Raw genomic sequence first — 14,240 nt, 5'->3', positions numbered from 1 at the left:
CCGGACGGCGGGACACAGGGGGAACCGGCGGAAGCCGGTGAGCACGAGATACGGGGACGAGGAGCGACCGTGCGAGTCCGAGGCGTATGGGGCGGCAGAGCCGGTACGGGCAGGGGCAGCAGCCGGGCGCGGGTGGCGGGGACCACCGCGCTGGCCGCCGCCGTCATAGGGGGGCTGCTCGGCGGCGTCCCGGCGGCCCAGGCGGCGCCTGTCGGGCCCGCCGCCGGCACCCCCGACCAGCCCGGCCGGCCCACCGACGCCGGCACCCTGCCGGCGGTCTGGCCGCGCCCCCAGTCGATGCGGCAGCTCGGCGCGGCGGTCCCGCTCGGCCCGACGGCGACGCTGGTGGCCCCGCCGGGCACCGACCCGTACGCCCTCGACGTGCTGCGCGGCCTGCTGCGGGACGCCGGGGTGCGCACCGTGCGGCAGGCCGCGCCCGGCGACCGGCTGCCCGCTGACGGGCCGGTGCTGCTGGTCGGCGGGGCGCCCGCCGACGACGCCCTGCGGACCCTGCGGGTGCCGGCCCGCGGCGACCTGCCGTCCGGGGGCTACCGCCTCGCCGTGGGCCAGGTCGCCGGCCGGGACACCGTCGCGCTGGACGGCGTCGGCCCGGACGGTCTCTTCCACGCCGCGCAGACCCTGCGCCAGCTGGTCGCCGACGGCCCCGACGGGACGCGACAGCTGGCCTCGGTGACCGTCCGGGACTGGCCGGCCACCGGTGTCCGCGGCACCACCGAGGGCTTCTACGGGCAGCCGTGGAGCCGGGCGCAGCGGCTGGCCCAGCTGGACTTCATGGGCCGCACCAAGCAGAACCAGTACCTCTACGCCCCCGGGGACGACCCCTACCGGCAGGCGCGGTGGCGCGACCCGTACCCGGCCGAGCAGCGCGCCGACTTCCGGGCGCTGGCCGAGCGGGCCCGCGCCAACCACGTCACCCTCGGCTGGGCGGTGGCGCCCGGAGCGGCGATGTGCCTGTCCTCGGAGGACGACCTGCGGGCGCTGCGCCGCAAGGTGGACGCGATGTGGGCGCTGGGGGTGCGCTCCTTCCAGCTCCAGTTCCAGGACGTCAGCTACAGCGAGTGGCACTGCGCCGCCGACGAGGAGACGTTCGGGACCGGGCCGCAGGCCGCCGCCAAGGCCCAGGCCGGGGTCGCCAACGCGCTGGCCCGGCACCTCGCCGAGCGGCACCCCGGCGCGGCCCCGCTGTCCTTGATGCCGACCGAGTACTACCAGGACGGCGCGACCGCCTACCGCGGCGCGCTGGCGTCGGCGCTCAACGACCGCGTGGAGGTGGCCTGGACGGGCGTCGGGGTGGTCCCGCGGACCATCACCGGCGGCGAACTGTCCGCCGCCCGCGAGGCGTTCGGCCACCCCCTGGTCACCATGGACAACTACCCGGTCAACGACTACGCCCAGGACCGGATCTTCCTCGGCCCCTACACCGGTCGCGAACCGGCCGTCGCCACCGGCTCGGCGGCACTGCTCGCCAACGCCATGGAGCAGCCGCTGGCGTCCCGGATCCCGCTGTTCACCGCCGCCGACTACGCCTGGAACCCGCGCGACTACCGGCCCGCGCAGTCCTGGGAGGCGGCCATCGACGACCTGGCCGGCGGCGACCCCAAGGCCCGCACGGCGCTCCGCGCGCTGGCCGGGAACGCCGCTTCGTCCCTGCTCGACCGCGAGGAGTCGGGCTACCTCCAGCCGCTCATCGACCGGTTCTGGAAGGCCCGTGCGGCGGCCGTCGACACCGGCCGGCCCGGGGACGACCCGGGCTTCGCCAAGGCCGCGACGGCGCTGCGGGCCGCCTTCCGCACCATGAGCGGCACGCCCCGGGACCTGGCCTCCGACCTGCGGACCGAAGTCGCGCCGTGGGCCGAGCAGTTGGGCCGCTTCGGGGACGCCGGGGCGCAGGCCGTGGACACCCTGGTGGCGCAGGCCCGGGACGACGGCGACGCCGCCTGGGCGGCGCAGCGCACGGTGCTGCGGCTGCGGACGGAGATCGGCCGGAGTCCGGCGACGGTCGGCAAGGGCGTCCTGGCGCCGTTCCTGGAGCGGGCGATGACCGAGGCGGACGCCTGGACGGGGGCCCGCGGCGGCGCCCCGGCACCGGACCGCGGCGACGGCCGCACCGCGCTGACCGTCCCCTTCCCCCGCGTACGGCCGCTGGCCGCGGTGAGCGCGCTCACCGAGCCGGGGCCGGCCGCCGGCGCGGTCTCCCTGGAGGCGCACGTGCCGGGGGCCGGCTGGCAGCGCCTGGGGCCGCTGTCCGCGACCGGCTGGACGGAGGCCCGCACGGCCGGGTTGCGCGCCGACGCGGTCCGGTTGACCTGGGGCGGCGACACCCCGGCACCGAACGTGCACGCGCTCACCCCGTGGTTCGACGACACCCCGCGGGCCGGACTCGAACTCTCCCGCACCGAGGGCGACGCCCAGACCGGCGGCCCGTTCACGGTGCAGGCCCGGGTCTCCTCCCGCCGCCCCGGCGACGTGCGCGGCCCGCTGACGGTCACCGCGCCCAAGGGCTTCACCGTCCACGCGCCGCGGGAGCTGACCGCGCCGCGGGGCGGCACCGCGCTGGTCCCGCTCACCGTGGACATCCCCAAGGACGCCGCGTCCGGGACGTACCAGGTCACCGTCGCCTTCGCCGGGCAGGAGCAGCGGCTGACCCTCCGGGTCTACCCGGCCACCGGCGGGCCCGATCTGGCGCGCGGCGCGCAGACCACCTCCTCCGGCGACGAGACGGACGACTTCCCGGCGTCCGCGGCCACCGACGGCGATCCGAGGACCCGCTGGTCCTCCCCCGCCGAGGACGACTCCTGGCTCCAGTTCGCCCTGCCCGCCCCGACCCGGCTGGGTCTGGTCGTCCTGCACTGGCAGGACGCCTACGCCGCCGCGTACCGCATCCAGGTCTCCGCCGACGGCCGCACCTGGCGCACCGCGGCCACCGTCCGCGACGGCAAGGGCGGCCGGGAGGCGGTGCGGATGGACGCCAAGGACGCCCGCTACGTCCGCATCCAGGGCGACAAGCGGGCGACGCGGTTCGGGTACTCGCTGTGGGGCGTCGAGGCGTACGCGGTGACGGACGCTCCCTAGGGCGCTTCTGACGGATCTCCGCGGCGTCGCGGAGATCCGTCAGAAGCGCCCTAGCCCGGCGGGGCGGGGGCCGCGAAGAGCCCCCGCCCCGCCGGAACCGCCGGCTCACCGACGCAAAAACCCGGATCTACGCCGATACGGCATCGATCCGGGCCAAGGCGTCATCCGCGCCGTACGGCTGCAAGTAGGGCAGCCAGCGCGGGTCCCTATGCCCCGTGCCGATGATGCGCCAGGCCAGTCCTGACGGCGGGGCGGGCTGATGGCGCAGCCGCCAGCCGATCTCGGCGACATGACGGTCGGCCTTGACGTGGTTGCAGCGCCGGCACGCGGCGACGACGTTCTCCCAGGTGTGCTGGCCGCCACGGCTGCGCGGGATGACGTGGTCGACGCTGGTTGCGACGCCACCGCAATACATACAACGCCCGCCGTCCCGGGCGAACAGCGCCCGTCGGGTCAGCGGGACGGGGCCCCGAAAGGGCACTCTCACAAACCGCTTCAAGCGGACCACGCTCGGAGCCGGTATGACATGGGTCGCGCTGTGCATCAGGGCGCCGGATTCCTCAAGGCTGACGGCCTTCTCATTGAGGACGAGGACGAGCGCGCGGCGGAGCGGTACGACGCCGAGCGGCTCGTACGACGCATTGAGGACCAGGACATGCGGCACGGGTGCCTCCTTGTACGCCGGCGGCGCGTGGCTCGCGCCGGGACGATCTCCCCACAGTGTCCCCCGGTGCCTGGTCGGCGCGCCACCATGACCAGGTAACGGGCCGGAGGTGTTTTCCACCACAGCGCCGCGGATCCGTCCAGATCCGGCTCATTCCGGCCTTCCCGGACCCTCCATGATCGAACACAGGGGCGGTCCGCCCGCGTTGCCCCGTTAGTGTGGTAGGTCTGCCCGGCTTTCTCGGGTCCCTGAGCGGGCCGGGCCTGCTGTCCCTCACGGAAGGTTCCGCTGTGTACTGGTCCGCCCCGCCGGCCGCCGCCGCGCCGCTGCGCACCGCCGCGTCCGGTTCAACCGGTCCTACCTCCCTCGACGAGGCCACCCAGAAGGCCACCAACGCCGCCGACTGGATACAGGCGAACTGGGGGACGTGGCTCACGTCCGCCCTCCAGATCATCCTGATCATCGTGATCGCGGTGGTCCTGCGGCATGTGATACGCCGCACCATCACCAAGCTCATCGAGCGGATGAACCGCACCGCGGCCGCGGCCCAGCACACCGCGCTGGGCGGGCTGCTGGTCAACGCCGAGCGTCGGCGGCAGCGCTCGGAGGCGATCGGCTCGGTGCTGCGCAGCGTCGCCTCGTTCGTGATCATGGGTACGGCCGCGCTGACCGTGCTCTCGGTACTCCAGATCAACCTGGCGCCGCTGCTGGCCAGCGCGGGTGTGGCCGGTGTCGCGATCGGTTTCGGCGCGCGCAACCTCGTCACCGACTTCCTCTCCGGCGTCTTCATGATCCTGGAGGACCAGTACGGCGTCGGCGACGAGATCGACGCGGGCGTGGCCACCGGTACGGTCGTCGAGGTCGGTCTGCGGGTCACCAAGCTGCGCGGCGCCAACGGTGCGATCTGGTACATCCGCAACGGCGAGGTCAAGCGGATCGGCAACCTCAGCCAGGGCTGGTCGACCGCGAGCGTCGACGTCCTGGTCGCCGCGAACCAGGACCTGGAGCGGGCCCGCACGGTGATCACCGACGCCGGCGAGGCGATGTCCAAGACCGAGCCGTGGAACGAGCAACTGTGGGAGCCGGTGGAGGTGCTGGGCCTGAGCGAGGTCTCGGTGGACACCGTCACGGTCAGCGTCTCGGCCAAGACCATGCCGGGCAAGGCGGCGGGCGTCGAGCGCGAGTTGCGCTGGCGCATCAAGCATGCGCTGGACGCGGCCGGCATCCACCTGGCCCCGCGCCCGGTCGCCGAGGAGGAAGAGGCGGCGACGGCCGACCCGTCCACCGTGGTCGCCGCCCCGTCGGCGTTCAACAACCCGACGTCGCCGCAGTCCCAGGCGACGACGCCGATCGCGCCGCCGCAGCTGGGCAAGCAGTAGTCCCCGCGCCCGACGGGCGGGGACACCGGGACAGAGGGGCATGTGACCTAGATCACACGCCCCTCTGTCATACGTACCGCGGTCCCGCTTCGTGTCCGGGGTGTCGACACCGACCGACACCAACGACGGAGAAGGAGACTTCACCATGAAGATCCGCAATCGCGTGGCCACGGGGGCCGTCGCTTCGGTCCTGATGCTCGGCAGCGCGGTGGCCCTGACCGCCGCGGCCCCCGCCTCCGCCGCGGCGCGGCCGCAGATCAAGAACGACCTCACCTGCACCACCACCACCGACGGCCGCCGGGGCACCGCGGACTGCACCAACAACACCAACCGCACCATCGGCTTCCGGGTCACCGTGGTCTGCGGCTGGTGGCCCGACCAGACCGGCCCGTGGCGGACCCTCAACCCGGGCGCCCGGGACCACTCCGAGGCCACCTGCGACGGCGGCACCGGCGTCGGCAGCGTCAACTGGGAAGAGGGCTGAGGTCGCGATGACCGGGGCCTGAGGCCCTGGCCCGACGGGCCGGACCTATGGGGGATACGGGGGATACGGGGGCACGGGGGACACGGGGGACACGGGGGATCACGAGGGGCGCGCCGGCCGACCGCCGGGCGCCCCTCTCTCCGTGCCGCACCGCACCCACCCCACCCACGACACGGCGAAACCCTCGTCCGCACCATTGACGCGCGCCCGGCACGCGGCCTAACTTCCTTGCCAGCAATTGGAAGGTTTCCTAACAGATGCCTTCGGGACAGCTTCCGCACGGAATACGGGGTGGGCAGCAACCATGGCCGCAGCAGGACAGGGAACGCCGGGCACACCGAGGGTGCTGCGGGCCATGAACGACCGGGCCGCGCTGGACCTGCTGGTGTCCCAAGGCCCCCTGACGCGCACCCAGATCGGCGAACTGACGGGGCTGTCGAAGCCCACCGCCTCCCAGCTGCTGGCCCGGCTGACCGCGGCGGGACTGGTCCGCACGACCGGCAACGTCACCGGCCGCCCAGGACCCAGCGCCCAGCTCTACGAGATCGACCCGGCCGCCGCGCACGTCGCCGCGCTGGCCGTGGACCAACTGGGCATCACCGCCGCCGTCGCCGACATCACCGGACAGGTGCTCGGCCAGGCCCGGGTGGACACCGACGCGGTCCCCGACGACACCACCGACCTCACGGCCCGGCTGGTGGCGAAGGCCGTGGACGGGGCACTGGCCGAGGCCGGGCTGGAGCGCGGGCAGCTGCACCGCGCGGTGATCGGCACCCCCGGCGCGCTGGACCCGCAGACCGGCCTGCTGCGCTACGCGCCCCACCTGCCCGGCTGGCAGTCGCGGGCGCTGCGCGAGGAACTCGCCGAGGTCCTCGGCGTCCCCCTCGTCATCGAGAACGACGTGAACCTGGCCGCGGTGGCCGAGCAACACGACGGCGCCGCCCAGGACTTCGACGACTTCGTCCTGGTATGGGTCGACGAGGGCGTGGGTGCCGCGATCGTGCTGGACGGCCGGCTGCTGCGCGGAGCCACCGGCGGCGCGGGCGAGATCGGCTACATGCCGCTGCCCGGCGCCCCGCTGGCCCGGGGCGGCGAGCGCAGCGCCGCCCGGCCGGACGCGGGCGGCGGCTTCCAGCGGCTGGTCGGCTCCCCCAGCATCGTCGCACTCGCCCACGAATGCGGCGCGCCGGAGGTCCGCACCGTCGCCGAGGCGCTGGCCCTGGACGACGTACGGGCCGAGGTGGCGCGGCGGCTGGCGACCGGCCTGGCCGCGGTGGTCGCGGTGGTCGACCCCCGTCTTGTGGTGCTCTCCGGCGAGGTGCCGCAGGCCGGCGGGCAGGCGCTGCGGGCCCTGGTCGAGGAGGAGTTCACCGGGCTCGCGCTGCCCCGCCCGGAAATCCGCATCAGCGACATCGAGGGCAACCCCATCCTCACCGGCGCGCTGCGCACGGCGCTCGCCGAGGCCCGGGACGCGGTCTTCGACACCGCGTGAGCCCTCCGCCGGCACGGCCGGGGAGCCTCGTCCGGGCTCCCCGGGAACCCCCGACGTAAGGAAGTCCGCATGCCGCTCCCGCGCCCGGGTGTCCGACCGCGTCCCCGCCCCCGCCGCCGTGCGCGGCTCGGCCTGCCGCTGGCCCTGGCCGTCGCCGGACTCTGCGCCGCGGGCTGCGCCAACCCCGGCGTCGGCAGCGACCGCGACGACCCCACACGACCGGTCACCCTCACCTTCTGGCACGGCTGGTCCGACCCCGGCGAGGTCAAGGCCATCGACGACAGCATCGCGCGCTTCGAGAAGCGCCACCCCAACATCACGGTGAAGACGGTCGGCAACGTCACCGACACCACCATGAACCAGGCACTGCGGGCCGGCGGCGGCGACGCCCCCGACGTGGTGTCGTCCTTCACCACCAACAACGTGGGGCAGTACTGCTCGTCCGGCATGTGGGCGGACCTCGACCCCTTCCTGAAGAAGAGCGGCGTGGCGAAGGAAGAGGTCTTCCCGAAAACCCTGCTCTCCTACACGCAGTACCGCGGCCGGCAGTGCGCACTGCCGCTGCTCGCCGACACCTACGGGCTGTACTACAACAAGGACGCCTTCGAGCAGGCCGGCATCACCCGGCCACCGCGCACCATGTCGGAGGTGAAACGGGACGCCGCCAAACTGACCCGGCGCACCAAGGACGGCGGATATCGGCAGGTCGGCTTCATGCCCAACTTCCGCCTCTACCAGAACAGTCCGGACCGGCTCTTCGCCCAGTGGGGACCCGCCTACTTCGACCGGAACGGAAAATCCCGGCTGGCCAAGGACCCGTCCACCCGGGATTTCCTCACCACCCAGCGGGAAATCATCGACGCCCAGGGCGGATACGGCCCGCTGGAGAAGTTCCGCACCACCTTCGGCGACGAGATGTCCGCACAGAACGCCTTTCTGCGGCAGAAGGTGGCCATGCACATGGACGGGGAATGGCGCGGCCTGATGCTCAAGGAGGCGAAGGCGCCGTTCGCCTGGGGCGTCGCGCCGATGCCGGTCCCCGACGACCAGGCCGACAGCTACGGCCGGGGCTACCTCACCGGCACCATCGCCGGAATCGCCCACAGCAGCCGGCACCAGAACGCGGCCTGGGAACTGGTGAAGTTCCTGACCGTGGACACCGACCAGGTCGTCGCCTTCGCCAACGCCATCCACAACGTCCCGTCCACGAAAGCCGCACTCACCTCCCCTGAACTGGACGCCGATCCGAACTTCCGCACCTTCCTCGGCATCGCCGCGAATCCGCACAGCACCGCACTGCCCCCGTCCAACAACGGTGACATGTACGTCACTTCGCTCCAGGACTTCTCCTATCTGGCAGAGGCCGGAAAGGTGCCCGACCTCGACGCGGGGCTGCGCGACCTCGACGCACGGATAGACGCCGACACCCTCCAGTCCGAGAACTGACGGAGCCCGCCATGGCAGCCCCCTCCTCCCCCGCCCCGGCGCTGCGGCGCAAACACCTCCGCGAACGCCTGCGCATCCTGGGATTCCTCTCCCCCTGGCTCGTCGGATTCTCGGTCTTCTTCGGCTACCCGCTGATCGCCACCGGCTATTTCTCCTTCATGCACTACAACCAGATCGAGCAACCCGCTTTCGTGGGACTGCGGAACTGGAAATACGTACTGACCCAGATGCCGCTGTTCGGGCCGGCGCTGTGGAACACGCTCTGGCTGGTCGTGGTGATGGTGGCGCTGCGGGTGGTCTTCGGACTGGGCATCGGCCTGCTCGTCACCAAGGTCAAATCCGGGGCCGGCTTCTTCCGCACCGCGTTCTACCTGCCGTACCTGGCCCCGCCGGTGGCCGCCACCGTCGCCTTCGTCTTCCTGCTCAACCCGGCCACCGGCCCGGTCAACGAGATCCTCGGGGCGCTCGGCATCCCGGGCCCGGAGTGGTTCAACGACCCGTCCTGGGCCAAGCCGTCGCTGGTCCTGTTGTCCCTGTGGGGCATCGGCGACCTGATGGTGATCTTCATGGCGGCGCTGCTGGACGTCCCGAAGGAGCAGTACGAGGCCGCCGAGCTGGACGGCGCCGGCGCCTGGGGGAGGTTCCGCTATGTGACCTGGCCGTCGATCACCCCGATCGTGCTGTTCGCGGTGGTCACCGGCGTCGTGCAGACCATGCAGTACTACACCCAGGCGCTGGTCGCCGGGAAACTCGCCTCCGGCGTCTCCGTCGGCCCCGGCAGCGTCATCCAGCCCGGCTACCCGGACCACTCCACCCTGACCGTGCCGCAGCTCATCTACTCGCTGGGCTTCCAGAACTTCAACACCGGCGCGGCCTGCGCCCTGTCCCTGGTGCTGTTCGCCATCGCCATGGCCGTCACCACCCTGCTGATGCGCAAGCGCGCCGGCCTGCTCCCGGCGGAGGACTGACCGCATGACGGAGGACTGATCCGACGTGACCACCACGACGCTCACCCGGCGCCCGACCCGGGCCCGCACCCCCGGCACCCCGGCCGCCCGCGCCCGCCGCACGCGACTGCTGCACTGGATCGCCGTGCACGCGGTGGCGGTCGCCGCCGCCCTCTTCTTCCTCCTCCCCTTCGTCTTCGTCTTCCTGACCTCCGTCATGACCGACGACCAGGCGATGAGCGGCGAACTGTGGCCGCACGCATGGAACTGGTCCAACTACGCCGCCGTGTTCACCACCCCCGGCTTCCTCGACTGGTGGCGGAACTCCCTGCTCTACGCGGGCCTGGGCACCCTCTTCACGGTCTGCTCGGCGATCCCGGTCGCCTACGCGCTGGCCCGCTTCCGCTTCCGCGGTCGCCGCACGGCGATGCTCCTCGTGATCTCCACGATGATGCTGCCGCCCCAGGTCGTCGTCATCCCGATGTACCTGGTGTGGGCGCAGCAACTGCACCTGACCGGTTCGATCTGGCCGCTGGTCGTCCCGATGGCGTTCGGCGACGCCTACTCCATCTTCCTGCTCCGGCAGTTCCTCCTGACGATCCCGCAGGAATACGTGGAGTCCGCGAAGGTGGACGGCTGCGGCGAACTGCGCACCCTGCTGCGGATCGTCGTGCCGATGGCCCGTCCCGGCATCGCCGCCATCGCCCTCTTCCAGTTCTTCTTCTGCTGGAACGACTACTTCGGGCCGCAGATCTACACCGCGCAGAACCCGGCCGCCTGGACGCTCTCCTACGGCCTGGAGTCCTTCAAGAGCGCGCACAGCGTCAACTGGAACCTCACCATGGCCGCAACGATGCTGGTCATGGCCCCCGTCATCGTCGTCTTCTTCTTCGCGCAGAAAGCCTTCGTCGAAGGCGTCACACTCACCGGAGTGAAGGGCTGAAACGGACATGCTGCCAACTTCCGGGGAACGCTCCCCGCACCCCCGCGTCAAGATCGCAGTGGTCGGCGGCGGCTCGACCTACACCCCCGAACTCATCGACGGCTTCGCGCGGTTGCGGGACGCCCTGCCGGTCGCCGAGCTCGTCCTGATCGACCCGGCCGCCGAACGGCTGGAGCTGATCGGCGCGCTGGCCCGCCGGATCTTCGCCCGGCAGGGCCACCCGGGCCGGATCACCTGGACCGCCGATCTCGACGCCGGACTCGACGGCGCCGACGCCGTCCTCCTACAGCTCCGGGTCGGCGGACAGGCCGCCCGCAACCAGGACGAGACCTGGCCGCTGGAGTGCGGCTGCGTCGGCCAGGAGACCACCGGCGCGGGCGGCCTGGCCAAGGCGCTGCGCACCGTCCCGGTCGTCCTGGACATCGCCGAACGGGTCCGCCGCCGCTGCCCGGACGCCTGGATCGTGGACTTCACCAACCCGGTCGGCATCGTCACCCGGGCCCTGCTCTCCCACGGGCACAAGGCCGTCGGGCTGTGCAACGTGGCCATCGGCTTCCAGCGGAAGTTCGCCAAGCTGCTCGGGGTGGCCCCCGAACGCGTCGAGCTGGAGCACATCGGCCTCAACCACCTCACCTGGGAGCGCGCCGTCCGCGTCGACGGCACGGACGTCCTGCCCACACTCCTGGCCCGGCACGGCGACGCGCTCGCCGACGACGTCCGTATGCCCCGCCCGCTCCTCGACCACCTGGGCGTCGTGCCCTCCTACTACCTGCGCTACTACTACCAACACGACGCGGTGGTGAAGGAGCTGCGCACCAAGCCCTCCCGCGCCGCGGAGGTCGCCGCCATCGAACGCCAGCTCCTCGACCTCTACGCCGACCCCGACCTGGCCGAGAAGCCCGAACTCCTCTCCCGCCGCGGCGGCGCCTACTACTCCGAGGCGGCGGTGGCCCTGACCTCGTCGCTGCTGGGCGGCGGGACGGCCGGCGACGTCCAGATCGTCAACACCCTCAACCACGGCACGCTGCCGTTCCTGCCGGACGACGCGGTGATCGAGGTACCGGCGGCGGTGGACTCCCGGGGGGCCTCCCCCCTCCCCCTCCGCCCCCTCGCCCCCCTGTTCGCCGGGCTCGTCGCCAACGTCACGGCCTACGAGCACCTGGCCCTGGAAGCCGCCCTCAAGGGCGGCCGTGACCGGGTCTTCTCCGCGCTCCTCGCGCACCCCCTCATCGGCCAGATCGACTACGCGGACCGGCTCGCCGACGAGCTGATCGCACACAACCGGGAGCACCTCACGTGGGCCTGACCGGCACCGCGCTCGCCATCGACGCGGGCAACAGCAAGACCGACGTGGCCCTGGTGGCCACGGACGGCAGGGTCCTCGGCCGGGCCCGCGGCGGCGGCTTCCAGCCGCACGTGGTGGGCACCGCCCGCGCCGTGGACGTGCTGGCGCCCCTGATCGCCGCGGCCCGGGCCCAGGCCGGACCGGGCGACGACGGCCCGGTCGGCCATCTCTCCGCCTTCCTCGCCAACGCCGACCTCCCCGTCGAAGTGACCCGCCTGACCGCCGAGATCGCCGCCCGCGGCTGGGCGGAGACCGTCTCCGTCCACAACGACACCTTCGCCCTGCTCCGCGCCGGACTCCCGGACCGCGGCGAGCAGTTGGGCGTCGCCGTGGTCTGCGGCGCCGGTATCAACTGCGTCGGCCTCGGCCACGACGGGGCCACCGCCCGCTTCCCGTCCCTCGGCCGGGTCTCCGGCGACTGGGGCGGCGGCTCCTTCCTCGCCGACGAGGCCCTGTGGCACGCGGCCCGTGCCGAGGACGGCCGGGGCGCCCCGACCGCACTCGCCCGCGCGCTACCGGCCCACTTCGGCCTGACCACCATGCTGGAGCTCATCGAGGCCCTCCACCTGCACCGGATCCCCGACGCCCGCCGACACGAACTGGCCCCGCTGCTCTTCGACGTCGCGGCGGACGGCGACGCCGTGGCCCGCTCCGTCGTGGCCCGCCAGGCGGAGGAGATCGCCCTGATGGCGTCGGTGGCCCTGCAACGCCTCGACCTGCGCTCCGAACCGACCCCGGTGATCCTCGGCGGCAGCGTCCTCGCCGCCCGGCACCCCCTCCTCCACGATCACGTCGTCCGCCTCCTCGCCGAACGCTCCCCCAAGGCCGTCCCCCACGTCATCACCGCACCCCCCGTCCTCGGCGCGGCCCTTGCCGCCCTGGACCGGACGACGCCGGCACCGCACCGACGCGCCTACGAACGCCTGCGGGAGGAGTGGGCCTAGGCCGCGCCGGTCACCCCACCTGCACGCAGTCGCCCCGGCGGGTCTCGGTGCGTTCGCCGGGGGCCAGGATGAGGTCGGCCGGGGGCGGGGAGTGATCGCTTTCCGTGATGATGGTGAGGGGGTGGTCGGTGTCGTTGATGATGGGTGTGGGGGTGCCGTCGGCGGCGTGGAAGAGCGGATAGGTGCCGGTCGGGTTGATGTAGGTCGTGCTGCCGATGGTGAGGAATCCGCTGGCCGTGGCGGGCTGGGTGGGGGTGGCCGAGGTCCGGGTGGCGGCCTTGGCGAGGGGGGTCAGGAGTCGGTTGATGCGACGCATGGGGTGCCTCCGTTGGTTCGGAGGTTGGCGGGAGGGCCAACCCTTCGTCACTCAGCGTAGTTGGCGGAGGGTGGGGTCGTCAGCGGCGCGCGGGAGTGAAACGGGGGGCGCCAGGGGCGAGTTGCACGCCCCTCGGCGGTGGCGCGGTCGGCGGCCCGCCGTCCGACCGCGCGTGCGGCAGCAGGTCCCCGCCTCGCCGCTCCCCGCCGCCGACCGACCGACGACCGCCGACCGACGACCGCCGATCAATCGTCGAGCGGCAGTGCCAGGTCGCGGACGTGACCCGCGAGGAGGAGCACCGCGGCGTCGACGGCGCCCTGCGGGTCCTGGGCGCGGATGGCGTCGGTGAGGCGGGAGTGCGGGTCGGTGGGGGCGGCGTCGGCGGTGTCCAGGCAGGCGGCGCGGCGGAGTTCCTCGCGCAGGGCGGCGCTGAGCGAGCGGTAGATGTCGGCCAGCACGGGGTTGGCGCTGGCCTCGGCGACGAGGATGTGGAACTCGGCGTCGGCCGCGGTGAACGCCTCGCTGTCGTGGGCCGCCAGGGCGGCCTTGCGGCGGCCCAGGGCGGCCTCGATGCCGGCGAGCTGCGCGTCGGTGCGGTACTTGGCGGCCTGGCGGGCGGCGACCACGTCCAGTCCCTGGCGGACCTGGGTGACGTGGCTCAGCTCGGCGCGTTCCAGGCGGCGGCGGAGGGCGACCGCGCTGTCGTCGTCGGAGATCACGAACGTGCCGTCGCCCTGCCGGGGTTCGAGGAGGCCGGAGTGGACGAGCGAGCGGACGGCCTCGCGGACCGAGGCGCGGCTGACGCCGAGGGTCTCGGACAGGGCGCTCTCGGGTGGGATGCGGCTGCCCACGGGCCAGATGCCGTTGACGATCTGGCCGCGGATCTCGTCGGTCGCGGACTCCACGAGCGACACCCGGCCCTTGCGGACGGTCTGCACTCGATCACTCCCTTGTCTCGGCGGGACGGACGTCCTGGGCCCGTCGTGGGCCGTCGCGGGAGGCGGACGGGTCCGGGGCGGGCGTCGCCGGGCGGCATGCGGTGCGGGTCCCATGGGGCGGGACCGCCGGACGCGAGTCACCCGGGGCGGCGGTCGGCGGCGGAGCGTCCGATCCCGGTCGCCTGATGTCCGGCGACTGCTCGTAAGGGTAATGCGGGGCGGCCGCCCTCCGCCCGGCCCGGAGGGTCG

The 14,240-nt window shown here is 73.1% G+C and carries 12 protein-coding genes; 9 read left to right on the top strand and 3 right to left on the bottom strand.

Annotated features, from left to right (window positions below; translation table 11 throughout):
- Positions 1 to 132: 132 nt before the first annotated feature.
- Positions 133 to 3,093, top strand: coding sequence for a glycoside hydrolase family 84 protein (locus MOV08_RS27130; protein ID WP_275311911.1), 2,961 nt, complete (start codon positions 133 to 135; stop codon positions 3,091 to 3,093).
- Positions 3,094 to 3,220: 127 nt separating this feature from the next.
- Here the strand turns inward: MOV08_RS27130 and MOV08_RS27125 are convergent, their stop codons facing one another.
- Complete coding sequence (locus MOV08_RS27125; protein ID WP_016575977.1) at positions 3,221 to 3,757, bottom strand: HNH endonuclease; 537 nt, start codon at positions 3,755 to 3,757, stop codon at positions 3,221 to 3,223.
- Positions 3,758 to 4,047: 290 nt separating this feature from the next.
- Between MOV08_RS27125 and MOV08_RS27120 the strand changes: the two genes are divergently transcribed.
- The 8 genes from MOV08_RS27120 (at position 4,048) to MOV08_RS27085 (ending at position 12,737) form a co-directional block, all read left to right on the top strand.
- On the top strand, positions 4,048 to 5,136 hold the full coding sequence (locus MOV08_RS27120) for a mechanosensitive ion channel family protein (protein WP_039636354.1): 1,089 nt from the start codon (positions 4,048 to 4,050) through the stop codon (positions 5,134 to 5,136).
- A 145-nt stretch (positions 5,137 to 5,281) separates the two neighbouring features.
- Positions 5,282 to 5,620 carry a hypothetical protein gene (locus MOV08_RS27115; protein WP_275309218.1) on the top strand — a complete coding sequence of 113 codons (339 nt, stop codon included), beginning with the start codon at positions 5,282 to 5,284 and terminating at the stop codon, positions 5,618 to 5,620.
- A 355-nt stretch (positions 5,621 to 5,975) separates the two neighbouring features.
- Positions 5,976 to 7,112 carry an ROK family transcriptional regulator gene (locus tag MOV08_RS27110; protein ID WP_275311910.1) on the top strand — a complete coding sequence of 379 codons (1,137 nt, stop codon included), beginning with the start codon at positions 5,976 to 5,978 and terminating at the stop codon, positions 7,110 to 7,112.
- 69 nt (positions 7,113 to 7,181) lie between these two features.
- Positions 7,182 to 8,558 (top strand): ABC transporter substrate-binding protein, encoded by a 1,377-nt coding sequence (locus MOV08_RS27105; protein ID WP_275309216.1) that lies wholly within the window; start codon positions 7,182 to 7,184, stop codon positions 8,556 to 8,558.
- An 11-nt stretch (positions 8,559 to 8,569) separates the two neighbouring features.
- Positions 8,570 to 9,526: a carbohydrate ABC transporter permease gene (locus MOV08_RS27100; RefSeq protein WP_039636349.1), complete on the top strand. Its 957-nt coding sequence runs from the start codon at positions 8,570 to 8,572 to the stop codon at positions 9,524 to 9,526.
- Positions 9,527 to 9,551: 25 nt separating this feature from the next.
- Positions 9,552 to 10,448 carry a carbohydrate ABC transporter permease gene (locus MOV08_RS27095; RefSeq protein WP_039636347.1) on the top strand — a complete coding sequence of 299 codons (897 nt, stop codon included), beginning with the start codon at positions 9,552 to 9,554 and terminating at the stop codon, positions 10,446 to 10,448.
- A 7-nt stretch (positions 10,449 to 10,455) separates the two neighbouring features.
- Positions 10,456 to 11,754, top strand: a complete 1,299-nt coding sequence (locus MOV08_RS27090) for a 6-phospho-beta-glucosidase (protein WP_275309214.1) — start codon at positions 10,456 to 10,458, stop codon at positions 11,752 to 11,754.
- Complete coding sequence (locus MOV08_RS27085) at positions 11,745 to 12,737, top strand: N-acetylglucosamine kinase (protein WP_275309213.1); 993 nt, start codon at positions 11,745 to 11,747, stop codon at positions 12,735 to 12,737. The genes MOV08_RS27090 and MOV08_RS27085 overlap by 10 nt, the downstream gene beginning before the upstream one ends.
- Positions 12,738 to 12,747: 10 nt before the next feature.
- On the opposite strand, the gene MOV08_RS27080 is transcribed toward MOV08_RS27085, so the two are convergent.
- Both MOV08_RS27080 and MOV08_RS27075 read right to left on the bottom strand, forming a co-directional pair.
- Positions 12,748 to 13,053, bottom strand: a complete 306-nt coding sequence (locus tag MOV08_RS27080; RefSeq protein ID WP_275309212.1) for a hypothetical protein — start codon at positions 13,051 to 13,053, stop codon at positions 12,748 to 12,750.
- Between the two features lie 245 nt (positions 13,054 to 13,298).
- Complete coding sequence (locus tag MOV08_RS27075) at positions 13,299 to 13,991, bottom strand: FadR/GntR family transcriptional regulator (protein WP_039636340.1); 693 nt, start codon at positions 13,989 to 13,991, stop codon at positions 13,299 to 13,301.
- Between the last annotated feature and the right edge of the window lie 249 nt (positions 13,992 to 14,240).

The organism is Streptomyces yunnanensis (assembly GCF_029011865.1).
GTDB lineage: Bacteria > Actinomycetota > Actinomycetes > Streptomycetales > Streptomycetaceae > Streptomyces > Streptomyces yunnanensis.
This window is presented reverse-complemented; position numbering and strand designations above follow the sequence as displayed.